Below are 23,257 nucleotides of genomic sequence, written 5' to 3'. Positions count from 1 at the left end.
GCTCCTCTCATGCTCCTGCCATTGGCGGTAAGCCCGCCATCTTCTGCTTGTAAATGCGCGTCAGCGAATTGCCTGTCGAAACAAGCACTCCTGTCTCGCTCCCGCTCCAGTCGCTACTTCGCTCCCCACGCTCCTCAAACCGGTAAAGCGGAGACAGCAGAACTTCCCCGTCCCGAACGCCAGTCACCTCGCAAATTTCTGTCACTCGTCTCGTACGGTCGCGAAGCCGGGATAAGTGGACGATAATATCGATTGCAGAGGCGATCTGTTGGCGGATAACGGGCAGCGGCAATGCAGCCGCGCTAAGCGCCATCGTCTCCAGACGGGACACCATGTCATGCGCGCTATTGGCGTGCCCAGTAGACATCGATCCGTCATGTCCCGTATTCAGCGCCTGCAGCATATCGAACGCTTCAGCCCCGCGCACCTCTCCAATAATGATCCGATTCGGCCGCATCCGAAGCGACGCACGGATCAGCTCGCGAATCGTAATTTCCCCTTTCCCCTCCGTGCTTGCGTTGCGTGTCTCCAGTGACACCAAATTCGGAATGTTCCGGATTTGCAACTCGGCGGAATCTTCGATCGTGATGACCCGTTCGTCTTCCGGTATACAGCCGGACAACGCATTAAGCAGCGTCGTCTTGCCGGAGCCGGTTCCTCCGCTGACGAATATGTTATATTTCGCTGCAACCAATTGGCGCAGAAGGTTCGCCGCATCAACGGTTACCGAGCCTAAATGAACGAGAGCATCGAGATCGAACGGCTTGTCCGGAAACTTCCGAATGGTTAGAGACGGACCGGCTAATGAAACGGGCGGCAGTACGACATGAACGCGCGATCCGTCTCTGAGCCGGGCATCGACGATCGGGCTGGACTCGTTAACCGTCCGGTTGACGCCTGCAACAATCGTCTGGATCAGATCATGCAGACGCTCCTCGCTCTCGAACGATGCCGGCCATTGCATCAACCGCCCTTGACGCTCGATAAAAATATTCCGGTAACCGTTGATCATGATCTCCGTAACATCTGGATCATCGATCAACGGCTGCAGAACGTCCAGTCCGCGGAACGAATGGAACAGCCTGCGCACGAGCGCTGCCTTATCGGCAGCTGTAACGGACTTGCCTGCGCACCACTCGAATACAGCATTCTCCGATGCATTCCAAAGCGCTTCGTCGGATAATGAACCGTTCATATCAATTCGCCGCTTCACCGTATGCTTCAACTGCAGCACCAACTGCTCCGTCAGCACAGCGACCGCCCCTTAGCTCCCGCCATTCCCGCTTCTTCCAGCAGCCGGCCCGCTGCACTGCGGTAACGGGCGGACGGCAGCAGCCGACCTCCTTCCCTGGTTCGCCAGCTAGTGATAAACGGCACTTCCATTGCTTGTCCGTCCCCGCCTCTGTCTGGATTATATTCGTCAGGGCCGTTCCCCGGCGTTTCTCTTCGAACAGTTATCCGTTTCATCTCCGCATGAAGAAACGCCTCTCCCCACTTGTCCCGGCTGTATGCTAGAAACTGCTCCTTCTTCTGCGTGCAAGCCAGCGTACCGTCCTCGACATAAAACAATCGGCTGCATCTTTGAAACAATGCCATATGCAATCCGCTTATCCCGCTGTCCGTATCGATGACGACGACATCATACAACCCGCTTCCCGCAATGGCGTCAACAAGCTGAAGCGCCGCTTGCGGCTGCAGCGAAATCCGGTCCTCCGCATTACGGCACGGCTCGAAATAGTCGAACAGCAGAATTGAATCGGTACGGCATAGTCCCGGCAATCGTGTTGCCGCTTGATCAGGAGCACTCTCAAGCATATACAGCAACTGCGCGAATCCGTCGTCCGTCCGGTTCTCCTGCCGGCCTCCTCCCAGCCATGCGTCCGATCCGTTCCAAGTCTCCAAGTTCAAATAGAATGTTCGGCTGCCGGCCGACGCCGATTGATGTGCGAGATGAACCGCAAGCGTCGTCTTGCCTGCGCCGCCCGCCGCCGAATAGACGGCTGCAACTGCTGCTCCTCCCGAGTCATCATGCACCCGCCTTCTTCCCGCATGCTCGGCATATACGGCATGCAGCGCGTGGAACAGTTCAGGGATCGGCTGCAGCCGCTTCACCGCTCTGACCTCCATCGGCAGCGGTTCACCTGGCCCGTCGCATAACGCAGCGACAGGAACCGCTGGCAACCCGCTTGACGACAACAACTCATCCCGCAAAACCGTATCCACAGCGACCATATCAACCGGTAAACCGCCTTGCATATAATGGCGAAGCGCTGCTCCATTCGTGAATGCCGTAATCTGCCAACGCTCGGCCAGCGGCGTATCACGCACATACTCGGTAATTCGCCGAACGTAGCTGCCATCTGCCGATGCCAGCGCCAGTTGAATGCGATATTGTTCCATTGCTCCTCCTCTTCCGGGCATCTGCCCCGTTCCCATGGACGCAAAAAAGCACCGTCAGACAACGCCTAAGGCGTAATCTGACGGTGCTTCCGTCAAGACCGGGTTTAACAAGATTTGACACTAATTTAGCATACTTGGCACATTTCGTCAATCATGATTGAATGAGCGGGATCATTTTTATCACTCAGAAGCTTTAACGACTCAGGTTTATTTCAAAAATATCAGCCTATACTATTATAATAAGAGATATAGAGAGTTCGGGCAGAGGAGGGGATAAGCCTTGGAAACCAACTCTTCTTTTGCGAAAGGCTGTATATGGGGTCTGCTGCTGTCGCTCCCCTTATGGGGAATTATCATTTACGCCATTGTTCAGTTCTGCGTATAGAGCGTCTAATCAAAAAAGCGAAGCACCTGCCGCCAACAGGCAACAGGTGCTTCACTCGTAGAAAAGCTTCTATTACTTGCTCATTTTGCTCCAGTCCGCCAGGAACTTCTCGATACCGATGTCCGTCAGCGGGTGCTTCCACAGTGCTGGCAGCAGCGAGCCCGGAATTGTACCGATATGCGCGCCTGCGATTGCCGCTTGCTCGACGTGTGCGATGCCGCGGATGCTTGCTACGATGATTTCCGAAGCCAAGCCATAGTTCTCCAGAACGGTACGCAGTTCGCGAATGAGCTTCATGCCTTCAACGCCGATATCGTCCAGACGGCCAACGAACGGGCTAATGTACGTTGCGCCAGCTTTGGCAGCCATCAGGCCTTGAGCAACGGAGAAAATAAGCGTTACGTTCGTTTTGATGCCTTTGCTCGTCAGCTCGTGGCAAGCATACAGGCCGTCTTCCGTCATCGGCAGCTTAATAACAACGTTGGGAGCCCACTTAGCAATTTCATAAGCTTCCTTCAGCATATCTTCCGCTTTCGTGCCGATAACTTCCGCGCTTACCGGACCATCAACGATCGTGCAGATCTCTTGAATAACCGTTTTGAAGTCGCGGCCTTCCTTCGCGATCAGCGACGGGTTCGTCGTTACGCCGTCTGCAAGACCAAGCTTCGCAATACGTTTAATTTCTTCAACGTTAGCAGTATCCAGGAAAAATTTCATAATAAAAGACCTCCCCAATTGGTTGTTCCGCCGGCATTCCCGCGAATGCCGGCAGATCTGTCATAACAAACCGAAGAAATTGCCGATCTCCCGTTCGGCGCTTTCCAGCGAATCCGATCCGTGTACAATGTTGCTCGATACGTCGAGCGCATAGTCTGCGCGAATCGTGCCGGGCGCAGCATCTGACGGATTCGTCCGTCCGATTAGCGACCGTGCATTTTTGACTGCATCCTGCCCTTCCCATATCATTGCGAATACGGGACCTGACATAATAAACTCGATCAACTCTTCAAAAAACGGCTTCTCACGGTGCTCAATGTAATGCTTCTCCGCCAGCCCGCGGTCGATATTCATCATTCTCGCGTGCGTCAATTTAAGCCCTTTCCGCTCGAAGCGAGTCATGATGACCCCGATCAAGTTGCGCTGCACACCATCAGGCTTCACCATTACGAAAGTACGTTCCATATCCTCACAGCCCCTTTAGTCAAAATGGAATGACAGCGTTGCATGCTTGTGTAATAGGGTATGGCATGTGACAGAAACGGTTAACATTCGGTAAATGTATATCAGCACAATAACGTTTACCCGCGAATTCTATCGAAGCGTGTCGAAACCGCTTCGTAATTGCTATTTGTTTCCATGGTCAGGCTATTTCATTCAACATACCGATAATAATGCCTGCGGTCTCTTCGATCGCCCGGTTCGTTACATCGATAACCGGACAGCTGAGCTGCTCCATCAGACCGCGCGCATAGTCGACTTCAGCCTGTATCCGGTCATAGGAAGCATACGCAGCAGCAGGCGGCAGCCCCAACGCCTTCAGCCTCTCGGACCGTACCTCTTGCATCCGCTGCGGCTGCATCGTCAGGCCAACGATCAGCTTGCCGGGCTCTGAACGCAGCTCAAGAGGCGGCTTTACTTCCGGCAGAAGAGGCAGATTCGCCACCTTGTACCCTTTGTGTGACAAAAAAATGCTTAGCGGCGTCTTCGACGTCCGCGACACGCCGACCAGCACGATTTGCGCTTCCGCAAGTCCGCGTGCGTCTTTGCCGTCGTCGTACCGGACCGCGAATTCAATCGCTTCCATCCGGCGGAAGTAGTTGTCGTCCATCGAATGCAGCAGCCCCGGTTGGCGCTTCGGAAACGTTCCGAACGAGTCAATGTACGCCTGCATCATCGGCCCCATGACGTCAACCGCCCGGACACCTCGTCTGACGGCTTCCTCGCGCATCATCTCGCGAAGCTCGGGCTGAACGAGCGTATAGGCGATGAAACCTCCGCAGCCTGCCGCTTCCTTCACGATCGAGGCAATCTCGTCCTCCGTCCGCAAATGCCCATACCGCTTAATTCGGACGCCTTCGGATGAGAACTGCCGCAGCGTGGCCTTGGCTACCGCTTCCGCCGTCTCGCCGACCGCATCGGAGCATACGATAATCATCTGGTTCATCTGTCTATCAGAATGCTGCATCCTTCGAACCGTTCCTCCTATTCCGTATCCGCCGTCAACTCGGCTACGATGTGCACGATATTCGATTTTGTAATCCATCCGGCAATTTCGGGATCGCCGTTCTCGTCCTTCACGATGACCGGCAAGCAATCGATTTGATGGGCGAGCATTTTGCGGATGGCATCGGCAACAGCGTCCTCCGGGTTCGCAGTTACGATATTCGGATAACGGGTCATCACCATGCTGACCGGGATCGTACCGGCAGACGGATTGCCCAGCGTCACCTTCAGCAAATCTTTCGGCGTTACGATGCCAACGAACTTCTGCTTGCCGTTTACGATCAACAACGTATCGGCATTCGCCATATACAACGTTACGACTGCATCATGCACAGAGTACGTCTCCGGTACGCTGACCGGCACACCCTGCACTTGCCCGACCGTCAATTGGTGGAACCGGTTAAAGGCTGCCGCATCCGTCCTATAGGCGCTGCCGATCGAATAGCCGACCTTCGGCTTGGCATCCAGCAGTTCGAGCATGACCAGGAGCGACAGATCCGATCGAAGCGTCGGCCGGCTGACGCCGAGCATCTCAGCCAGCTGCTCGCCGGTTATCGGCGCATGCTGTTTCACGAGCTGAAGCAGCTCCATCTGTCTTGCGGATAGATTGATGAAGCTCTCCTCCTCTCCTGCGTATCGTATGTGGTTAGGTCGTCTATTTGGTGAAATTAATATAGCATAATGGCCAAATAACGTGTAATAAACAGATCCAATAACACATCATAAATCATTCTATAGGTCCGTTCGCCCCCGTCCGTCCACTCAACAAGCAAGTAGCGCCCGCATAAAAAAAGAGCCCCGAAGGACTCTTCATCGCTAATCTATTCGAAATTCTATTGCATCCCACTTACGTCATAGCCAAAAATTGCTCTACATCCGCCGTCGTCAATGCGACAGCCTCGCGCCAGAAATCCGGCTGCTCCAGATCGACGCCCAGATGTTTGCGCGCGAGTTCTTCGACCGTCATCCGTCCCGTATCGCGCAGCAGCGCGACATAACGATCCGCGAACGTCGGCCCTTCTTGCTGTGCCCGCGCATAAATCCCGCTGCTGAACAAGAAGCCGAACGTGTACGGGAAATTATAGAACGGCACGTCGGTCAAATAGAAGTGAAGCTTCGACGCCCAGAAGCTCGGATGTACGGAGCCGAGCTGGTCCGCGAAAGCTTCGCGCTGCGCCGTCTCCATGAGGGCAGACAGCTCCTCCGGCGTCACGAGCCCTTCACGGCGTTTCTCGTAGAAACGCGTCTCGAACAGGAACCGGGCGTGGATGTTCATGAAGAACGCAACGGCCCGTTGGATTTTATCTTCAAGCAGCGCCAGCTTCTCGTCCGGATCATTCGTCAGATTGACCGCCGCATCGGACACAAGCATCTCCGCGAATGTCGAAGCCGTCTCGGCCACGTTCATCGCATAGTCCTGAGCGAGCGGAGGAAGATCGTTCATCACATGCTGGTGATAGGCATGCCCAAGCTCATGCGCCAACGTCGATACGTTCGATGCGGTTCCCGAATAGGTCATAAATATACGGGTCTGCTCCGATTTCGGGAATGATGTGCAAAAACCGCCCGGACGCTTGCCGGCACGGTCTTCCGCTTCGATCCAACCGTCCTTGAACGCGACTTCTGCAAAATCGGCCATCTGCGGACTAAATTGACGGAACCGCTCAATGATGAATGATGCCGCTTCGTCGAACGGAACGGTCTTCGTCGCGCTTCCGATCGGCGCTTCGACGTCATGCCAGTCGAGCTTCGATACGCCGAGCAACTTCGCCTTGCGCTCTAAATAACGGACGAGCTGAGGTTTTCCTTCCTCGACCGCTGTCCACATTGCGTTCAGCGTCGCCTCGGTCATCCGGTTCATTTGCAGCGGTTCCTTCAACACATTCGTCCAACCCCGGCGGCCGTACAGCTTCAGCCGGAACCCGGAGAGCCGGTTCAGCGAATCCGCAGTCAACTCGCCTAGATCGGTCCATTCGCGCTCCCACTCCGCCATCGCCGTCTCGCGTACGGACCGGTCGCCGTCCGACAGACGGTTATGCATTTGGCCTGCTGACAGAACACGCTCGGAACCGTCCGGCTCTTTCACAGCAAACTTCGCTCTCGACACGATCGTGTTGTACAGTTCTCCCCATCCGTGATAACCGTCTACCGCGAGATCGCCGGCGAGCTCTTCCAGCTCCGGCGCCATTTTCTCCTTCGCAGCCTCACGCCGTTCAGCAAGCGCGAACGCCGACGGCCCCGCAGGTCCCTCAGCCAGCCACGCTTTCCATAACGGATCGGACACGGCCGCAATCTGCGCATCGAACTTCGTTAGAGCGCCAAGCATTCGAGCGCCAAGCGTCTTCACCCGGTCGTTCAAGCCGTTCGCGGCCGTATCTTTCATATTTTGTGCCATCAGACAGGCAACGAATGAATCCGATTCCCGCAGACGGAGAGTAATCGATTGAATCGCTTCCGTCCATGCGGTCAGCAGCGCTTGCAGATGGAACGGATCGTTCACGCCTTTGTTCCCCGCCTCATCCAACGAAAGGATTAATGCTTCGATATCCCGCTCCATGCCGCTCAGTTCTTCCTTGAAGTCAGCCGAACTCGAGCCTCCCGCATAAATCGAGTCCAGTTCCCATGTAATCGGATATGTACCGCTCATCCATCATCCGCCTCTCAATTTCTACTTTTTCGATTGTTAGTCGATCCTGCGCCGGTATCTGGCCAGCTTATGTTTGCGCTATTCAGGCCGGCGGTGTATAACTTTATTATATCCGATACAAGACGTGCGCTGCACATCGGTCCTGCGATCGATAGTAAAGGCGCGGACGAAATAGGAGGAGGACCCACCCATGTCTCAACCGTTGCAAATTTCGGCGGAAACCGCCGTCAAGCTTGCCGAACAATTAAAGGTGCCGATCGAGCATCTGATGCATATGCCCCGCCATATTTTGCTGCAGAAGATGGCCGAGCTGGCCAAGTCCCAGCCGCAAGCCGCCGACACCGCGAAGCCGGATGCTTCGGAGCCGGAGCCGAAGTGATTCCATTCGAACGAACGTGGACTTACGACATCGTCAGGGGCGATATATACGTGTCGGAGTGTCCGTTCTGCCAAGCTTCCAACGTCTTAATTCCGCTAAAGCCGTCCGAGCTTCCGGACATTCACGACGGCAAGAAGAAGCTTCTCGTCTTCCCGTGCTGCCACGGCAAAGTGACCGTCATCGATGCGGATGCCGATTATTTGCTGACGGATACGAAGCTTAGATAACGGTCAATAGACAGGCCTATTCGTGCTAGGAACGCACCAGCGTTTCTTCGCCCGCATAGGCTTTTTTTATGCAAAAAAGAGACCCTCGGCGCAGCCAACTCCATATTGGCCGTGCCCAAGAGTCTCTTACTTGTGATTTCATGCCGTTTCGTCCGCGATCGCCGACCCGTTCTCGGAACGGATCACTTGCCATTGCTCGCGGCATGCCTTGATCATCGCAGCATCGGTAATCCGTTTGTCGTTAACGACGCGTGAGAACCAGCGGACCGCATCGTTCGGCCGTCCTGTCCGGCGGTGAAGCTCTCCGATTATATACATCAGCCGCGCATCATTAAGCATGGAGCCTTCCGTCTCGTACACCCGAATATAGGCATCCAGAGCATAGCGAAGAAAACGCCCCTCCTGCTCCACGTTCTGCTGCTCCCGATAAAGCCAAGCAATATGGTGAAGCAATGATGCCATTACACGAACTGGCTCGTCCACGATCTGTGCACACAGCAACGCTAGTTTGTACGTCTCCAGCGCCTCAACACTGTTCCGTTCACCGCAATAGTTGCGCCCGTTCCAATGCTTGCCTACCTTATCCCAATAAGCAGAGCGCTGCCGCTCCGCAAGATGGGGCTTGCTGTTCTCCGTGAATGCGTAGCCGCATTCAGGACATACCCGTACGACGTAATATTCCGGATTTATTCCATCCTTGAAATAACCGCAAAAATCGGAGTCCGTCTTCACCTGACGTTTAAAGGTTGATCTAACGCGCGACGTTGTGAACGTCGTATCGCAGCATGTACAGACTACCTTCGATAAATATAACGGCTCCATTGCTCACGTCTCCTCATCTAATTAGCAGGTGTGTTAACGAAATGATGTGCAGGGCCGCTTAACCTATCCAATATGACAGTTCTTAGTTCTTCCGGCACGCCAAGCTCTTCGAGCGCTTCCCGCATGCATCCAAGCCATGCTTCCGCCCGCTCCGGTGTGATCGGGAACGGTAAGTGCCTCGCTCTCATCATCGGGTGGCCGTATTGGTCCGAATAAAGCTGTGGTCCTCCGAAGAACTGGGTCAGAAACAATATTTGTTTCTCCATAACAGGTCTGATATCACTCGGAAACAAAGGTCCGATTAATGGATTCCGCTGCACTTTCGGGTAAAAAGCTTCTACGATCTGCCTTAGCCCCGCCTCTTCGCCAATTGCCTCATAAATCGTTATATAAGATTTCATCGTCATCCTCCGCCCAATAGTTTAGTTCTTTCGAATCATTTCTATATGACTAATCAAAAATAATTTCTCACCATTCCGATCTATGCCACAACTAAAGACCTAGTCGTATATCAAGCTGACAATCTCCCGGACACTGTTGTCCCGTTCGAGTATTTGTTTGTGTTTGTGAGTCATTCCTATTATAACGCATAAAATAAAAAATGCCCGCAGTCGCGGGCATTGGGCAAATGTAATATTGTGTCCTAACCTTCGTAGTCCTCTTCCCCGGGAGCTAACAATGACTCGCGGATGACATAAACGAAAGCGCATACAAGGATTCCAGCAATAACACTCATCATACTGCATCCCTCCAAGCATTCTGGATTGATCTCATTGTATCATATCCGCACGATAATAGCACCACCTATTGCAAGCGTTTTCTAAGAAATTTTTTACAAAATTGATGGGTGCCCGCGTACTAAATTGTTCCTATGCCGCATATGCATCAGGAAGCGAACCGGACAGGCCGCCAAAGTGCCGATCGTCCGCATCCTTCCGCCTAATACTACTGAAGGAGGGCTCAATGGCATGTTAAGAGCCTGGCTTCGTCCGGATGCCGTCGTCGCATGGGCGACAATCGGTCTATGCACCCTGCTCGTCCTATTCCCAACCGAGGCGCTGCAATCGTCCACGCGCGGTCTTGCCGTCTGGTGGGAGGTGCTCTTCCCCGCGCTGTTCCCGTTCTTCGTACTATCCGAGTTGCTGCTTGGCTTCGGGATCGTCCACTTTCTCGGGAAGCTGCTCGATCCGCTTATGAGGCCGCTGTTCCGGCTGCCGGGTACGGGCGGCTTCGTCGTCGCCATGGGCTATGTGTCCGGCTATCCGGTTGGCGCGCGGCTTACCGCTCAACTGCGTGAGCAGCAGCTCGTTACGCGAACCGAGGGAGAGAGGCTCGTCGCATTCACGACGACATCAGATCCGATTTTCCTCATCGGCGCGGTGTCGATCGGATTCTTTCATAATGCCGCCCTGGCGCCGCTGCTTGCCGCCTCCCATTACGGCAGCGGATTGCTGCTCGGCATTCTCATGCGGTTCCACGGAAGAGGCGATGCCGTGACAACTGAACCGATTCGGCCCTATACGGCAAGGAATCGGCTGCAAGAAGCTTTTCATGCGATGCATAAAGCACGGCTGCTCGACGGACGCCCATTCGGACGGCTGCTTCACGATGCCGTGCAGTCCGCGCTGCGGCTTATGATCGTCGTAGGCGGGCTCGTTGTCTTTTTCTCGACTATTATGGAGATGCTTCGTCAATCCGGCGGGTTAACGAGTCTAGCTTCGCTCCTGCAAGGCATGTTCTCCCTGATTGGCCTGCCAAAGCCGTTGACTGACTCTGTTGTATTCGGTCTGTTCGAAGTGACGCTCGGCTCCCGTGCCGCAGGCAGTGCCGGGGCAGCCCTCTTGCACCAAGCAGCTATCGCGGCTTGGGTACTTTCTTGGGCCGGACTTTCGGTGCATGCCCAGATCGCCAGCATTTTAAGCCGTACGGATTTAAGGTATTGGCCCTTTATTGCTGCGAGATTTGTTCATGGCATCATGGCTATGCTGCTCGTCTATTTGCTCTGGGGGATGCTCGGTCCGCACTAATAGGATCATCCATTCACAGAAATAAGCGGATAGCGTTTTATTACATTGCAGGCAGGCGAGATTGTCTATGCTGACCGGATTGAATATTAGCGTCCGACGTTGTCATCCAGCGCTTTTTTCGATATGATCAAAGCAGTTACGCTGATGAGAGCGGAAGGAGCTGCACTTTTGAACTATACGGTATTAGACCGAGGGGACGAATTGTCCCGCTCGCTGTCCGCCCGATTCCATACCCTCGCGGCTGCGAAGGGCTTCATTCGCAACGATATAGAGCCGGAAATTATTATTTCGATCGGCGGTGACGGTACGCTGCTGCAAGCGTTCCATACCTATCTCGACCGGACCGATCGGGTAGCATTCGTCGGCGTTCATACAGGTCATCTCGGCTTCTACGCCGATTGGAAAGCTGATGAGCTTGAAGAGCTCGTTAATGTAATGGCGGAGTCGGAACCGCGCATCGTGAGCTATCCGCTTGCCCAGATTGAATTGGAAACATCGGAAGGCACCGCACCTTATATTGCCTTGAACGAGTTTACGCTTAAGGGCGTCGACGGCACACTCGTAGCACAAATCAACATCAACGACGAAGCGTTCGAAACGTTCCGGGGAGACGGCATCGTCATCTCCACCCCTTCGGGCAGTACAGCTTACAATAAAAGTTTAGGCGGTGCGATCGTTCACCCTTCGATCGAATCGCTTCAGATCGCAGAAATCGCATCCATTAACAATCGGGTGTACCGGACGCTTGGCTCTTCTGTCCTGCTGCCGAAACATCACCATTGCGACATCATCTCCAAGAAGAAGCAGCGGATTATGCTGGCAATCGACCACATCAGCATTCTTCGGGACGATATCCGTTCGATACGATGCGTCGTAGCGGACCGCAAAGTTTGTTTCGCGCGCTACCGTCCGTTTACATTCTGGAATCGAGTCCGTGAAGCGTTCATCGGGTACGATGTGCAATAGGAGTACTCAGCAAGAAGCCCCCGCTCAACTGATGAGCGGGGGCTTCTTGCTGTTTCGTTTAGCCGAGGGCTGAGGCGTCGAGCGCTCTTGCATCACTTATTGTTTCATACCAGCACGGTTGTTCCGCTTACCGGCGCTCTTGCATCACTTTTTGTGTCGCACCAAGACTATGGCGCGAAAATCAAAGAAGCTGTGCCAATGTGGCACAGCTTCTTTCTTATTGTACGACTAATTAGGCACGTTGTTTATTCGCTCTCTTCGCCCCCGCGTTGACGGTTCGCACCATCAAGCGCTGACTCAGACGTTGCGGCTACGGTCTGCTCGCGTGGAGGCATCGGAAGTCTCTTCTGACCTTTACGCTGCTTGAACCGCGTCTGACGGCGGGACTCTCCTTGCGATTCGACAGACTCGCGCGGCTGATCGCCCTCGCGGCGTTCTCCGCCACCTCGTTGCTGCTCTCCCCCGCGGCGCTCTCCACCGCCTCGCGGCTGCTCGCCCCCGCGGCGTTCGCTTCCGCCGCCTCGCGGTTGCTCGCCTCCGCGGCGCTCGCTTCCGCCGCCTCGCGGCTGATCGCCCCCGCGGCGCTCGCTTCCGCTGCTGCGTGGCTGCTCGCCTTCGCGGCGCTCGCTTCCGCCGCCTCGCGGCTGATCGCCTTCGCGGCGCTCTTTGCCCCCGCCTCGCGGTTGATCGCCATCGCGGCGCTCCTTGCCCCCGCTTCGCGGTTGATCGCCATCGCGGCGCTCCTTGCCTCCGCCCCGTTGCTGATCGCCGTCGCGGCGCTCCTTGCCTCGCGGCTGATCGCCCCCACGGCGATCAGCGCCGCCCCAACGATCGTCGCTGTCGCGATGATCGTCGGCGCTAATCCGGCCATCCTTGCGCTGCGGCGCCTTGCCATGGCGGTTCCCGCCATCCTTGCCGTCGCCCTGCGCGGAGCGGTCCGGTCGAGCGCTCTGTTCCTTGCGTACCGGATGCGGCTTGCGGATATGTTCGCGAAGAACGATCGGCTCCCCGTTCTCGTTCAAAGCAACAACGCCTTCTTCGGCACCGTTCTCCGCCGTCTGCGGCGGTGTAAGGAGCAGATCCGGCTCCGAGCTGTTCGGATCAATCTCGGCCGATTCATGCCGATGGATCACGAAATAAGCGCAGCCGAAGTTGCAATACTCATTAATATAATCGACCAGTCCCGATATATAGGAATCCTTGGTGCCCTTTGGATTGTTATCCCTAAAAAAGCCTTTCAAACGAAGCTGATTGTAGCCCCAATCCCCGATGATGTAATCGTAACGTTCCAGCACGTCGCTGTAGCGGTCACGAAATGCAGACGGGTTCCAGCCGTTCTTATGGTCTACGATCAGTTCATAACGTTTGCCGCCGATAAGAATGGTCCCCACTCCTTCTAGAAGGTCACCTAGAGTCGTTAATTTGCAGCCGTACCTGCAGCAGACTTCACCTGCTCATGCGCATGGTAGGAGCTCCGAACGAGCGGACCCGACTCCACATGGCTGAAGCCCCGCTTCATGCCTTCTTCCTTAAGCTGCTTGAATTCATCCGGGTGAATATAACGTTCCACCACTAGATGATTAGGAGACGGCTGCAAGTATTGACCCAGCGTCAAAATATTGCAATCGACTGCCCGCAAGTCGTCCATCGACTGCAGCACTTCCTCGAACGTCTCCCCTAGGCCCAGCATGATGCTGGACTTGGTCGGAATGCTTGGCTGCATCTCCTTCGCCCGGCGAAGAAGTTCGAGCGACCGGTCATACTTCGCTCTTGCGCGTACGCGGTCCGACAACCGTTCGACCGTCTCGATGTTATGATTCAAAATGTCCGGCTTTGCATCCATCACAATCTTCAGCGAATCGGCGTTGCCGAGGAAATCCGGAATTAACACTTCTACGCTGCAGAGAGGCAGACGCTGTCTAATTGCTTTAATCGTCTCGGCGAAAATCATCGCTCCGCCGTCTGCCAGATCGTCCCGCGCAACAGAGGTCACGACGCAGTGGCGCAATCCCATCTGCTCGGCTGCTTCCGCCACCCGTTCCGGCTCAGCCAGATCAAGCTCGGTCGGAAGTCCCGTCTTCACGGCACAGAACCGGCAAGCCCGGGTACAAATATCGCCAAGAATCATAAAGGTTGCCGTCCGATTCGCCCAGCATTCATATATGTTCGGACAACGCGCTTCCTCGCATACGGTGTGCAGCGTTTTGGAGCGCATCATGTCCTTGATTTCCGCATAGTTGCCATCTGTCGCCAGCTTGATTTTGAGCCATTCCGGCTTCTTCTCCGGCGATTTGCGTTTATTACTCATGAAGATTACCTGCTTTCTTTCGGTCTTCTCCGTACATTATAGCACGTTTCGAATAAAAACCAATGATTTGCAAACGATAACGGCAGGATCGCCGGACAAGGAACCGTATAGCACAGGGCAGGCAAATTGGTTGGAGGTGGACACTCACCCTATGCGAAAGATCATCCGCAGCGCGTTCCGACAAGCTGCATTAGCAACGGCGATCGCCGTTGCCGTCCCCGCCGCTGCTTCCGCAGCAGCGCCGTCCAGCGGAGCGGACGCGAACAAGGCGCAATCGTTGAGCGATGCCGCAATATATGAGACGCGAAGAGAGCTGTATGAGCGAATCAGCATCGGAACCGGCGTGCCTTGGTACCGGCTTGCCGCAGTGGATCAATACGAGCGGACGATATCGAAGGCACGCCCGAAAGCAAGGCCGCAGCTTGGACAGTTCATCGGCATTTATTTGTCTGAAGAAGAATGGTCAGGCCCGCTTAATCCGAATCAAGAAGACATGCTTCCGGAGTCGATCAGGTGGTTCGGCGGTCTTGGGAAAGACGGCGACGGCGACGGTCTCGCAAGCCGGTTGAACGATGTCGATCTTCTGTATGCAAGCGCAGGCCATCTGATGAAGTACGGCATGTCGGAAGAGGACTTCGCTATATCGCTCTGGGACTATTACCACAGCTCCCGGGCGGTGCAGCGCATTCTGCAGTTCTCGAAAATCTATGAGCACTTCGGCAAGCTCGATCTGTTCCAGCACGCCTTCCCGATGCCGCTCGGCGACAATTATTCGTACCGGAGCACATGGGGAATGGGAAGAAGCTGGGGCGGCAAAAGGGTGCATGAAGGAACGGATATTTTCGCTAGCCACGGCGTCCCTGCCCGGAGCACCTGCTACGGCATCGTCGAAGTGAAAGGCTGGAATCCTTACGGCGGCTGGCGGCTCGGCATTCGAGACTTGAACAATTATTATCATTATTACGCGCATTTGTCGGGTTACGAGAAAACGCTCAAACAAGGCGATATCGTAACGCCCGGCCAATTAATCGGCTGGGTCGGCAGCTCCGGCTACGGGAAGCCCGGAACGTCAGGCAAATTCCCGCCCCATCTGCATTACGGCGTCTACCGCGATCGGGGACTCATCGAGTGGGCATTCGATCCTTATCCCTTGCTCCGCAAGTGGGAAAGCGATGAACGCCAGCGTCTGCGCGCCAGCAGATCCAAGAAATCGAAGCGTTGATCCGTAACGCGGATGCCGCTCAGCATTGTCATATTCAACCATGTAGAAAAGGAGTGTTCCACCGTCATGCGTATATGACGAATCGAACACTCCTTTTCTTTTATTCCGTGCTATCCGTCTGTTCGGTCCCGTTAGGCTGCTCAATGACGGGAGCATCCGTCGGCACATCCGCTTTCCCGCCTGTCTGATCCACCTCTGTATTCCCCGTCATGCCCGGAATCGCGATATTCGGCGCCTCAGCTGCCGAGTCGCCGACCGGCCTGCCTTTATTGTCGTAGTAGTACATCGGGACATCGCCCACTACAAGCAAATAGGAGATCGGGATGTCGGTCGAGACGACCTCCGGCTTTGTATCGAACGGAATAATGATGGATACTTCCGCTTCGATCCGGATTGATACCTCGACTAGAATCATGTTGATGCCGGCATCCTGCTGGCGCGTGTTCAGATCGACTTTCACACTGCCGACAGGCTCGAATTTAACAGGGATGCGAGGTCCATAAGAAGAGATGAACGTGCTGCCGAGCGCCTGGCCAATCGGGATATGCTCAGGTATGCTGCCGATCTCGCTCAGCGTACGCTGCACCGTATTGATCGTCTCGCTTGTAATTCGCATATGCTCGGCATAGTTGAGCATGAAGCCGGATATTTTGCCGGCATTGTTCGTCTTCCACTCTACCAGCTTCTCGAAATCGGAATGGCTGGCCACTTGCTCGGAAATCGCTTGGTTGATCGATTGCGTCGCGATTTGTCTTACTCGCACCTCGGCAACGTTCATCAGCGGCGGACCGAGATGACGGTCAATATAAGAAGCGGTCAGCGCCGCCGAGCCTATAAACAGCACAAACAGAATAAGCAGTATCGTCCGCTTGCGCAGCCGAATGCCGCCTCCCCGGATGCCCGAGGGCGCCATCCTCCTGCCCCCGCTGCTCCACCGTTTCGGCCTCGCCCCTTGGCGCGGCGTTCCGCCGAACAAGGTTGGCCGGCCCCGAAACGGCCGGACTGGCTTTGCGGATTTTATTTTGCCGGATGATTGGAACCGAACCGTACGTATTCGGCCGCCGAAGAACGGCCGCCTGCCCCACCTCGCCACCGAAGTTTCCCCCTCTCTGACGAGCGCGAATGGCTTGCCTGATTGCTCCCTACCAGCATATGCACAGCTTGATCGAAACAGAAGAGAAGCGCATAACCGCGCGAATCGATCGGACAAAAAAGGATTCTGTCCCGGTCGCGTCGAAATAAGTAAGAGCAACTGATCTGAATTTTCCGAAAATTATTATTTGAAGGAGGGAGATTGCTATGGCGGGTCCGTTTCTTTTCATATTCACGGGTACGGGAGGTTCAGGGCGCAAGACGATTGCGCATCGCATTGGAGAAGAATTAGGCTTGGTTCCAGTCCCATCGTACACGACACGGCCGCCGCGCGCGAGCGAGTACGGCAAGGCAGATCAAGACTACAAGTTCATCTCGCGCGATACGTTTGCCGCAATGAAGGCCTCGAATGAGTTCGTCGAAACAGCGTTAATCGGACGAGAGCTATACGGCATGCGGCGCGAGGACTTGGAGAAGCCCATGCTCGGGAGTCGCAATGCATACGCCATCGTCAATACGGATGGAGCCGATGCGCTCAAGCAGTTGTACGGCTCATCTGCCGTCCGTCTGTTTTTGTACACCGATAAAATGACCGTCCTTGAACGGCTCGAGTCCAAAGGATTGTCGTTCGAGACGATTGACCGTTACCTGAACACCTATACAGAAGAAGTAGTGTACCGCAAACACTGCGAACATGTCATCGAGAATACGGAGCTCATTCCGACGCTCGCGCGCATTCGAGAAGCGATTCAATCCCATCTCTGAAGTTCAGGTATAACCATAATAAAGCCGCACGGCATGAGGAACGTTTCCTCTTGCTTGTGCGGCTTTTGCATGCGTTCTTGTTGTTCGGCTAAGTAGAGAGTGAACTAGATTTCTGCGTTTTTGATTGCATGCTCCCAGCTTGGAAAATAAAACAGCGCATTCCGCATAAGCTCGGGATGCGATTGCTTCACCTGCTTCTTGCTGACGGAACTGCCATTCGTTTGAAGCTTTCTGATGAGCTGCAGAACTTCATCTGGTCCTAACGTCACATCCATATCGCTCTCTCCTTTCCAATTTGGGCACATTAACCATCTTTCGCTATTGGAAGGATTATTATACACGTTTATTTCTTGGGAGCAGCAGCTACCTTGACTTTTATTTCCTGGCTTTTGTTCCCGGCGGTATCGGTGGTCCATACGCGGAGAGATTCGCTTGCTGCGAGTGCCGGCACGCTCACTTGGAATACCCCTGTACTGCTTGCTTTCGCTTGATAGGACTTGCCTTGTCTGACAATCGTAACCGTACTAAGCGCCTCTGCATAGCCTTTGACTAGCGTAGTCTTCGCAGCAGCAGCCGTCACCTTCGGGCTGGCCGGCGGCTTCGTGTCTCCGACAGCATAGCTTGCACTCGCAAGTATATCCTCGCTAATATCGGTTACTATAGCCGAGTAGATTCCATCCTTATTTTTGCTAGGAAGCTTAAATTCGAAGATGCCAAGCTCGTTGCTGGCTCCTTCGGCTAGCAATTGTTCACCTTTATACACCAGAACATATTTATTCGGAACGGTGAGCACTTTCACCTTAGCGTCCTTCAACGTGAAAGATTCAAACGAAGCGGACCATACAGGAGCAGGCTCCGGTAATCGATACTGCACCTGTACATGAACGGGTGCCAGCTTGAGCTCGGTCACACGGATCGTCGCTGATTCCGGTTCCGCGTCAACTTCCCCGATTCCAAGCTGCCCGTACTCGTTCGAACCGTATGTCCACGGCACTCCATCCCTGCTCAAGGCAACGCCGTAATGTTCCGTTTCATCGATGTCCTTCATCGCGGCACTGGAAGCAATCGCTGTGTACCACGATAATCGTCCGGCGACATGTCCAGCTTGCAGCGATCCAATTCAGAGACAAATTCGGGTCGGCATAATTCTTATGAACTTTTCCGGCGGAAACCGCATGTGAACTTTTTCAGTTTTTGTGAACTATGACGCTGTTCAGTGGTGGAGAGGTGTATTTTTTGCACAAAAAGGGAGCGATAACGGGGGTGGGACCGCTTCGCTCCTTCATTAAATGTAGCTCTAAATTGTTGCTCGATCTCGTTACACGACCAGACTTGCTTTAAACCGTTCAAGCGTCGTTTCGTTCACTCCGCAGGCTTGGACCAAATAATTCTCTACCGAATCGTAGCGCCGGAACAATTCATCGAGCGCCTCGTCCAGAAATTCGCGCTGCACTTCAAGCAGCGGCATGATCCGCTCCCGGGTTATCCGGTACAGCGTAAATCTTCTCACGAACTTGAACAACTGCTCGGTCTTGTCCGTATTGAGCGCATTGGAGAGCAAATAATCCGCCATGACGGTATGGCGAGGAACGCCGGCCAGCAGCTGAATAAGCGCCGCGATCATGCCTGTCCGGTCCTTGCCGCTCGCGCAGTGGATCAGTGACGGGGCGTCCTCCGTATCCGCCAGCAGCGTCACGATCGTTCGGATCTGATCGGTGCTGCGGAAGATGACCTTTTGGTAGAACTCCATCATCATTTGATAAAAGTCTACGGTCCGAGCCTCTCTCATCATCAGCCAGAACAGTTGGAGCCGCGTGGAATCCTCATCGTTCTGATTCTGATAGAACGGTACGTTCACAATCTCTGTGCTGCGCTCATCGACGAACCGGGCTAGCCTCGGTCTGCGCTCATTCGGCGTGCGCAGATCGCAGATGAGCTTGAACTGCAGCCGGTTGAACCTCTCGATATCGGATACGGTCAGCTTGAACGGTTCATCCGATCGGAACAGCAATCCCGTTCGCATCGTCCGCCCATCCATCGTCGGCAAGCCCCCGATGTCCCGGAAGTTGACGAGCCGCTCGAATTGCCGGAGACTTCGGCTCTCATTCACACGTGCGAGTATATGTTCTGCGTTCATTGGTTTGTTCAACCCCCATTGTGTTCCCGGTAAAAATATCCAACTCATGTTCTCTTATCATATCGGTTGGACCGCAAGCCGTCCACTCCGTCCGTCATTACCGGTACCGCTCCATTAACTCCGCAAGCCGAGCTCGGATCGTTTCTTTCAATTCCAACGGTTCCTCCAGAACCGCTTCAAATGCTAGACCGATAAAGAAATCGGCGTAAAATGAAAGCTCGCCCCGCGACACAGCCATATTGATGGTGCCGCTGCCGTCTTCTTGGACATTCAGCATCGGCGCCAGCCACAGCTCCGATTCACAGCGCTGCACGCCGGATCTGGTGAAGCGCGCCCGAAGACGGACCGGGTCTCTCGGCTCCTGAGCTCCCCGTCTGCTTAATGAAATATCCCCGAGGTCCATTCGCTCCGTACCGGAGTCGTCATACTCCGCCTCGCGGATCCGGTCGCACCTGAACACGCGGAAACCCCCTCGCAGCAAGCAATAGGCCGTACAATACCAGTACCCATTATTTGCATAAATGCAAACCGGTTGGATTAACCTTTTCTCCGCTTCTTCGTTTGTTTTCGTCACATAAGCGATGACCAGTACTTTCTGCTGTACGGCAGCATCTAGCAATGTGGCCAAGCAAGGCGCATCCCCCCGCCGGGTTGGCGTAACGAAATCGACCCGGTGCTTCATGCTGTCGATTCGGTCCCGAACGTCGCCAGGCATGTGCAGGTAAAACTTGTGCAGCGCCGAGGCCGACTCCGCTTCGAACGGCAAGGACGAGTAATGACGCAGCGCATGCACGGCAAAAAACATCGCCGCCGCTTCCCCTTCTGTGAAGGCGATCGGCGGAAGCACTCGCTCCCTCACGACCTGATAGCCGCCGTGCGGTCCCGGCTCCGAATAGAGAGGCACCCCGAGCTCGCTGAGCTCCTGCAAATCTCTCAGTATCGTGCGCTTCGAGACGCCGAATTCGTCGGCAAGCTCCTGCACTTTGAACCGCCTCTTCCGATTGACCGTCATCATCAATTCCATCAACCGTTTGGACTTGGGCATTCCGGCACCGCCTTTTTCTTTCAACTTACTCCGAATCCATGACAGCTTCTGTCACCATTATGAATTATGCTAGTACCGCAAGCAACACAACGTTACCCATAGGAGTGATTCGCCATGTACAAATACACGTCGCTGTTCTTTCTCATCATGTTCATGATCGGGACCGATACGTTTCTGATCTCCCCCTTGCTTCCGACCCTACAGGAGAAATTCGACGTATCGACGGGAATCGCGGGATGGCTGATCGGCGCCTACACGTTAGGCTCCGCTGTCTTCGCCCTCATCGCCGGACCTTTGTCCGACGGCTGGAACCGTAGAACCGTTCTGATCTGCGGCCTGCTGGGATTTGCTGTCTCTACGGCATTATGCGGATTCGCCGACAGCTTCTGGACGATGTTCTTGTTCCGATTGCTAGCCGGCATTAGCGCGGCATTCACCGCTCCGCAAGTATGGGCCTCCATTCCGGCCGTTATGCCGCCATCCCGCATTGCAAGGACGATGGGCGTCGCCTTCGGCGGGCTTGCGGCGGCGCAAGCGCTCGGCGTTCCGATCGGAAGCTGGCTCGCCGAGGCCGGCTGGTCCATCCCGTTCTGGACGATCGGGGTCGCTTCTACGGCGCTTGCCGCTGCGGCCTTTATTTTGCTGCCCGATATGAAGCCAAGCGCGCCATCAGCGGGCGGGACATCGATTTTCCGCAGATATGCCCCGTTAATGATGAGCGGCAGAGCAAGAACCGGATTCCTTGCTTATTTGCTCCTTCACTTAGGAAGCGGCACCGCCTTTGCATTCGTCGGCAGATGGATGGCCGATCAGTTCGAGCTGGCCGTGGGCCAAATCGGTACGGTGATGATGTTTCTAGGCTTCGGCACGCTGATCGGCAGCATCATAAGCTCCTATACCGTTCGGAAGCTGGGTCTCATCCCAGCGGTAACGGCAGGCATGCTGTTGCTCGCCATTCTTTACGCGGTTGTCCCGAGGCTGACGAGTCTTCCGCTCGTGGCGGCGTTATACTTGATCATGTTCGCCGTGCTCGGCATTATTTTCCCAATCGCCATGGGGGCGCTCACTTCGCTGAATGCGTCCATACGCGGGACGATATCCAGCTTGGCCAACTCGACGATGAACGGAGCAAACACGCTCGGCGCCTGGATCGCCGGGGTGCTCTACGTCCAATACGGGGGATACTCTTCGATCGGTCTGTTCTCGGCGGTATGCCTGGCGTTGTCGCTCGTCGCATTCCGTATGGGCGGCGTCTTGAAGAGCGGAGCGGCGAATGCGGGAGGGGAGACTGCTTCGGCGGGATCTTTGAATCGATAACTGTTGCTCCGTGATTTCAATGCCTGAAGTCTTTCACCGCTAAAGTAAAAAGGCCTTTCTTCTTTTGTCAGCTTATTTATCCACTCTCCCCCCTCGTCTACAATGGAATTGAGGGTCCTCACCTAATCGAATAAAATGGAGAGATATGGATGAAGCCAAGAAAAATATTGTTCTCGCTGTTGATGCTGACTCTTGTTCTGACTTCACTGACTAGTTTGACCGCTGCAGCCAAGCCTGAGAAGGGGAAGCCACAACCGTCTTCCATCACGAAGGTTTCTTTCTACAGCGCGGCTTTAAAGAAAAATATGAAGTTCAATATTTATCTCCCTCCCGGCTACAGCAAGTCCAAAACCTATCCCGTTCTCTACATGCTCCATAAATATGAAGAGAACGAGGATCATTGGTTCAACAAGCTGGGGCTTGGCACGAAGTCTGACGAGTTGATTGCTAAAGGGAAAATTGAGCCGATGATCATTGTCACCCCGAATCACGACAACAGCTTCGGAATTAATTCCGCTGAAGTATCAAAACCATGGCTTGAACCGCCGACTGTGCCGACGGCTATGTATGAAGGTCGTTATGAGGACTATATCGCACGAGATCTCGTCTCCTACGTCGATAAGCATTATAGTACGCGTGCAACAAGAGAATTCCGCTACATTGGCGGCGCATCCATGGGCGGGTACGCAGCCCTCCATATCGCCTTCCGCAATCCGGAGCTGTACAGCAAGGTAGGTGGTCATGCGCCGGCGCTATGGACCGACGATTATTGGGATGTCATCCGTGATTGGATGTATCCAGCTGCGGACGACCGCATCAAGCGCGATCCGGTACAGCTTGCGACAATCCGACCGTACAACACACTGAGTATTCATATAGATGCCGGAGGACTGGACGAATACATCAAAGGAACGCAGGCGCTGTACGATAACCTAGTCAAGACAGGAACGAAGACGGCGACGCTTCAAATCGTACCTGGCGGCAAGCACGACGAGGCCTATTGGTCGAGTCAGGCGGAGAGCTATCTGCTCTTTTACGGCGGAAAATAATAAAAGGAACAGACTCAAGAGGCCGCTTCCTGATGCGGCCTTTTTGGGCTTAACATTAGTACCGGCAAATAACGTAAGTGGCATTCAACTATCTGAAGCTTCCGCTCTTTATCATTTTGTTACGCGCTACCTTTCATGTACTTCCTAAGCAACAATACTTAGTCTAGATGAATCAATTTCTTCATAAATTATGGATTACGGAAATGACCTAATTCGCCCATTCACTTATCTCTCGATAATTGTTAA

The 23,257-nt window shown here is 54.4% G+C and carries 24 protein-coding genes; 8 read left to right on the top strand and 16 right to left on the bottom strand.

Annotation, left to right across the window (positions count from 1 at the left end):
- Positions 1–7: 7 nt before the first annotated feature.
- The 7 genes from PKO01S_RS06765 to PKO01S_RS06735 form a co-directional block, all read right to left on the bottom strand.
- The gene (locus PKO01S_RS06765; RefSeq protein WP_456152488.1) at positions 8–1,249 is read right to left on the bottom strand and encodes a CpaF family protein; all 1,242 of its coding nucleotides are present in this window, start codon (positions 1,247–1,249) and stop codon (positions 8–10) included.
- Positions 1,246–2,400, bottom strand: coding sequence for a P-loop NTPase family protein (locus PKO01S_RS06760; RefSeq protein ID WP_127530559.1), 1,155 nt, complete (start codon positions 2,398–2,400; stop codon positions 1,246–1,248). The genes PKO01S_RS06765 and PKO01S_RS06760 overlap by 4 nt, the downstream gene beginning before the upstream one ends.
- Before the next feature lie 457 nt (positions 2,401–2,857).
- Entirely contained in the window at positions 2,858–3,502 is a 645-nt protein-coding gene (fsa, locus tag PKO01S_RS06755) for a fructose-6-phosphate aldolase (RefSeq protein WP_127530558.1), read from the bottom strand.
- Positions 3,503–3,562: 60 nt separating this feature from the next.
- The gene (gene ndk / locus PKO01S_RS06750; protein ID WP_127530557.1) at positions 3,563–3,967 is read right to left on the bottom strand and encodes a nucleoside-diphosphate kinase; all 405 of its coding nucleotides are present in this window, start codon (positions 3,965–3,967) and stop codon (positions 3,563–3,565) included.
- Positions 3,968–4,145: 178 nt separating this feature from the next.
- Complete coding sequence (locus PKO01S_RS06745; protein ID WP_127530556.1) at positions 4,146–4,970, bottom strand: pyruvate, water dikinase regulatory protein; 825 nt, start codon at positions 4,968–4,970, stop codon at positions 4,146–4,148.
- Positions 4,971–4,987: 17 nt separating this feature from the next.
- Positions 4,988–5,599 carry a helix-turn-helix transcriptional regulator gene (locus tag PKO01S_RS06740; protein WP_127530555.1) on the bottom strand — a complete coding sequence of 204 codons (612 nt, stop codon included), beginning with the start codon at positions 5,597–5,599 and terminating at the stop codon, positions 4,988–4,990.
- A 256-nt stretch (positions 5,600–5,855) separates the two neighbouring features.
- Entirely contained in the window at positions 5,856–7,655 is a 1,800-nt protein-coding gene (locus PKO01S_RS06735; protein WP_127530554.1) for a M3 family oligoendopeptidase, read from the bottom strand.
- A gap of 190 nt (positions 7,656–7,845) precedes the next feature.
- Here PKO01S_RS06735 and PKO01S_RS06730 point away from each other — a divergent pair, with 190 nt between their 5' ends.
- Together PKO01S_RS06730 and PKO01S_RS06725 are read left to right on the top strand one after the other, a co-directional pair.
- Positions 7,846–8,034 carry a YycC family protein gene (locus tag PKO01S_RS06730; protein WP_127530553.1) on the top strand — a complete coding sequence of 63 codons (189 nt, stop codon included), beginning with the start codon at positions 7,846–7,848 and terminating at the stop codon, positions 8,032–8,034.
- Positions 8,031–8,261, top strand: a complete 231-nt coding sequence (locus PKO01S_RS06725; RefSeq protein ID WP_127530552.1) for a hypothetical protein — start codon at positions 8,031–8,033, stop codon at positions 8,259–8,261. Before PKO01S_RS06730 ends, PKO01S_RS06725 begins: the two co-directional genes overlap by 4 nt.
- A 138-nt stretch (positions 8,262–8,399) precedes the next feature.
- On the opposite strand, the gene PKO01S_RS06720 is transcribed toward PKO01S_RS06725, so the two are convergent.
- Together PKO01S_RS06720 and PKO01S_RS06715 are read right to left on the bottom strand one after the other, a co-directional pair.
- Positions 8,400–9,083: a DUF2225 domain-containing protein gene (locus tag PKO01S_RS06720; protein WP_127530551.1), complete on the bottom strand. Its 684-nt coding sequence runs from the start codon at positions 9,081–9,083 to the stop codon at positions 8,400–8,402.
- Between the two features lie 17 nt (positions 9,084–9,100).
- Positions 9,101–9,484 carry a globin domain-containing protein gene (locus PKO01S_RS06715; RefSeq protein ID WP_127530550.1) on the bottom strand — a complete coding sequence of 128 codons (384 nt, stop codon included), beginning with the start codon at positions 9,482–9,484 and terminating at the stop codon, positions 9,101–9,103.
- Positions 9,485–10,051: 567 nt separating this feature from the next.
- Here PKO01S_RS06715 and ylbJ point away from each other — a divergent pair.
- Together ylbJ and PKO01S_RS06705 are read left to right on the top strand one after the other, a co-directional pair.
- Entirely contained in the window at positions 10,052–11,110 is a 1,059-nt protein-coding gene (gene ylbJ, locus PKO01S_RS06710; protein WP_127530549.1) for a sporulation integral membrane protein YlbJ, read from the top strand.
- Positions 11,111–11,278: 168 nt separating this feature from the next.
- Complete coding sequence (locus PKO01S_RS06705) at positions 11,279–12,076, top strand: NAD kinase (RefSeq protein WP_127530548.1); 798 nt, start codon at positions 11,279–11,281, stop codon at positions 12,074–12,076.
- Positions 12,077–12,321: 245 nt separating this feature from the next.
- Here PKO01S_RS06705 and PKO01S_RS06700 read toward each other — a convergent pair whose 3' ends face one another.
- A complete protein-coding gene (locus PKO01S_RS06700) occupies positions 12,322–13,467 on the bottom strand; it encodes a YutD-like domain-containing protein (RefSeq protein ID WP_246070470.1) in 1,146 nt (381 codons plus the stop codon).
- 26 nt (positions 13,468–13,493) lie between these two features.
- Positions 13,494–14,384, bottom strand: a complete 891-nt coding sequence (lipA, locus tag PKO01S_RS06695; RefSeq protein ID WP_127530547.1) for a lipoyl synthase — start codon at positions 14,382–14,384, stop codon at positions 13,494–13,496.
- 151 nt (positions 14,385–14,535) lie between these two features.
- Here lipA and PKO01S_RS06690 point away from each other — a divergent pair, with 151 nt between their 5' ends.
- Positions 14,536–15,606 (top strand): M23 family metallopeptidase, encoded by a 1,071-nt coding sequence (locus PKO01S_RS06690; protein WP_127530546.1) that lies wholly within the window; start codon positions 14,536–14,538, stop codon positions 15,604–15,606.
- A gap of 100 nt (positions 15,607–15,706) precedes the next feature.
- Here the strand turns inward: PKO01S_RS06690 and yunB are convergent, their stop codons facing one another.
- Entirely contained in the window at positions 15,707–16,699 is a 993-nt protein-coding gene (yunB, locus tag PKO01S_RS06685; RefSeq protein ID WP_246070469.1) for a sporulation protein YunB, read from the bottom strand.
- A 206-nt stretch (positions 16,700–16,905) separates the two neighbouring features.
- Between yunB and PKO01S_RS06680 the strand changes: the two genes are divergently transcribed.
- Positions 16,906–17,463 (top strand): guanylate kinase, encoded by a 558-nt coding sequence (locus tag PKO01S_RS06680; RefSeq protein ID WP_127530545.1) that lies wholly within the window; start codon positions 16,906–16,908, stop codon positions 17,461–17,463.
- A gap of 104 nt (positions 17,464–17,567) precedes the next feature.
- On the opposite strand, the gene PKO01S_RS28715 is transcribed toward PKO01S_RS06680, so the two are convergent.
- From PKO01S_RS28715 to PKO01S_RS06665, 4 genes are all read right to left on the bottom strand, one after another.
- Positions 17,568–17,738: a hypothetical protein gene (locus tag PKO01S_RS28715; protein WP_164779516.1), complete on the bottom strand. Its 171-nt coding sequence runs from the start codon at positions 17,736–17,738 to the stop codon at positions 17,568–17,570.
- A gap of 68 nt (positions 17,739–17,806) precedes the next feature.
- On the bottom strand, positions 17,807–18,457 hold the full coding sequence (locus PKO01S_RS06675) for an Ig-like domain-containing protein (protein ID WP_127530544.1): 651 nt from the start codon (positions 18,455–18,457) through the stop codon (positions 17,807–17,809).
- Between the two features lie 324 nt (positions 18,458–18,781).
- Positions 18,782–19,600, bottom strand: a complete 819-nt coding sequence (locus tag PKO01S_RS06670; RefSeq protein WP_164779515.1) for a tyrosine-protein phosphatase — start codon at positions 19,598–19,600, stop codon at positions 18,782–18,784.
- Between the two features lie 97 nt (positions 19,601–19,697).
- Positions 19,698–20,645 carry a helix-turn-helix transcriptional regulator gene (locus tag PKO01S_RS06665; protein WP_127530542.1) on the bottom strand — a complete coding sequence of 316 codons (948 nt, stop codon included), beginning with the start codon at positions 20,643–20,645 and terminating at the stop codon, positions 19,698–19,700.
- A 114-nt stretch (positions 20,646–20,759) separates the two neighbouring features.
- Here PKO01S_RS06665 and PKO01S_RS06660 point away from each other — a divergent pair, with 114 nt between their 5' ends.
- Together PKO01S_RS06660 and PKO01S_RS06655 are read left to right on the top strand one after the other, a co-directional pair.
- Entirely contained in the window at positions 20,760–21,962 is a 1,203-nt protein-coding gene (locus PKO01S_RS06660) for an MFS transporter (RefSeq protein ID WP_127530541.1), read from the top strand.
- 149 nt (positions 21,963–22,111) lie between these two features.
- Entirely contained in the window at positions 22,112–23,011 is a 900-nt protein-coding gene (locus PKO01S_RS06655) for an alpha/beta hydrolase (RefSeq protein ID WP_127530540.1), read from the top strand.
- Positions 23,012–23,257 lie beyond the last annotated feature (246 nt).

Source organism: Paenibacillus kobensis NBRC 15729, from assembly GCF_004000825.1.
GTDB classification, from domain to species: Bacteria; Bacillota; Bacilli; order Paenibacillales; family Paenibacillaceae; genus Paenibacillus_T; species Paenibacillus_T kobensis.
Note: the sequence above shows the minus strand (reverse complement) of the source record. Positions and strands in the feature narration are given on the sequence as shown.

What these genes read in the sequence shown, in the direction of transcription:
- PKO01S_RS06760 (WP_127530559.1), bottom strand. Translation starts at nt 2,400, where the DNA reads ATGGAACAATATCGCATTCAACTGGCGCTGGCATCGGCAGATGGCAGC.
- fsa (WP_127530558.1), bottom strand. Translation starts at nt 3,502, where the DNA reads ATGAAATTTTTCCTGGATACTGCTAACGTTGAAGAAATTAAACGTATT.
- ndk (WP_127530557.1), bottom strand. Translation starts at nt 3,967, where the DNA reads ATGGAACGTACTTTCGTAATGGTGAAGCCTGATGGTGTGCAGCGCAAC.
- PKO01S_RS06745 (WP_127530556.1), bottom strand. Translation starts at nt 4,970, where the DNA reads ATGCAGCATTCTGATAGACAGATGAACCAGATGATTATCGTATGCTCC.
- PKO01S_RS06740 (WP_127530555.1), bottom strand. Translation starts at nt 5,599, where the DNA reads ATGGAGCTGCTTCAGCTCGTGAAACAGCATGCGCCGATAACCGGCGAG.
- PKO01S_RS06735 (WP_127530554.1), bottom strand. Translation starts at nt 7,655, where the DNA reads ATGAGCGGTACATATCCGATTACATGGGAACTGGACTCGATTTATGCG.
- PKO01S_RS06730 (WP_127530553.1), top strand. Translation starts at nt 7,846, where the DNA reads ATGTCTCAACCGTTGCAAATTTCGGCGGAAACCGCCGTCAAGCTTGCC.
- PKO01S_RS06720 (WP_127530551.1), bottom strand. Translation starts at nt 9,083, where the DNA reads ATGGAGCCGTTATATTTATCGAAGGTAGTCTGTACATGCTGCGATACG.
- PKO01S_RS06715 (WP_127530550.1), bottom strand. Translation starts at nt 9,484, where the DNA reads ATGAAATCTTATATAACGATTTATGAGGCAATTGGCGAAGAGGCGGGG.
- ylbJ (WP_127530549.1), top strand. Translation starts at nt 10,052, where the DNA reads ATGTTAAGAGCCTGGCTTCGTCCGGATGCCGTCGTCGCATGGGCGACA.
- lipA (WP_127530547.1), bottom strand. Translation starts at nt 14,384, where the DNA reads ATGAGTAATAAACGCAAATCGCCGGAGAAGAAGCCGGAATGGCTCAAA.
- PKO01S_RS06690 (WP_127530546.1), top strand. Translation starts at nt 14,536, where the DNA reads ATGCGAAAGATCATCCGCAGCGCGTTCCGACAAGCTGCATTAGCAACG.
- PKO01S_RS06680 (WP_127530545.1), top strand. Translation starts at nt 16,906, where the DNA reads ATGGCGGGTCCGTTTCTTTTCATATTCACGGGTACGGGAGGTTCAGGG.
- PKO01S_RS28715 (WP_164779516.1), bottom strand. Translation starts at nt 17,738, where the DNA reads ATGGATGTGACGTTAGGACCAGATGAAGTTCTGCAGCTCATCAGAAAG.
- PKO01S_RS06670 (WP_164779515.1), bottom strand. Translation starts at nt 19,600, where the DNA reads ATGAACGCAGAACATATACTCGCACGTGTGAATGAGAGCCGAAGTCTC.
- PKO01S_RS06665 (WP_127530542.1), bottom strand. Translation starts at nt 20,645, where the DNA reads ATGCCCAAGTCCAAACGGTTGATGGAATTGATGATGACGGTCAATCGG.
- PKO01S_RS06660 (WP_127530541.1), top strand. Translation starts at nt 20,760, where the DNA reads ATGTACAAATACACGTCGCTGTTCTTTCTCATCATGTTCATGATCGGG.
- PKO01S_RS06655 (WP_127530540.1), top strand. Translation starts at nt 22,112, where the DNA reads ATGAAGCCAAGAAAAATATTGTTCTCGCTGTTGATGCTGACTCTTGTT.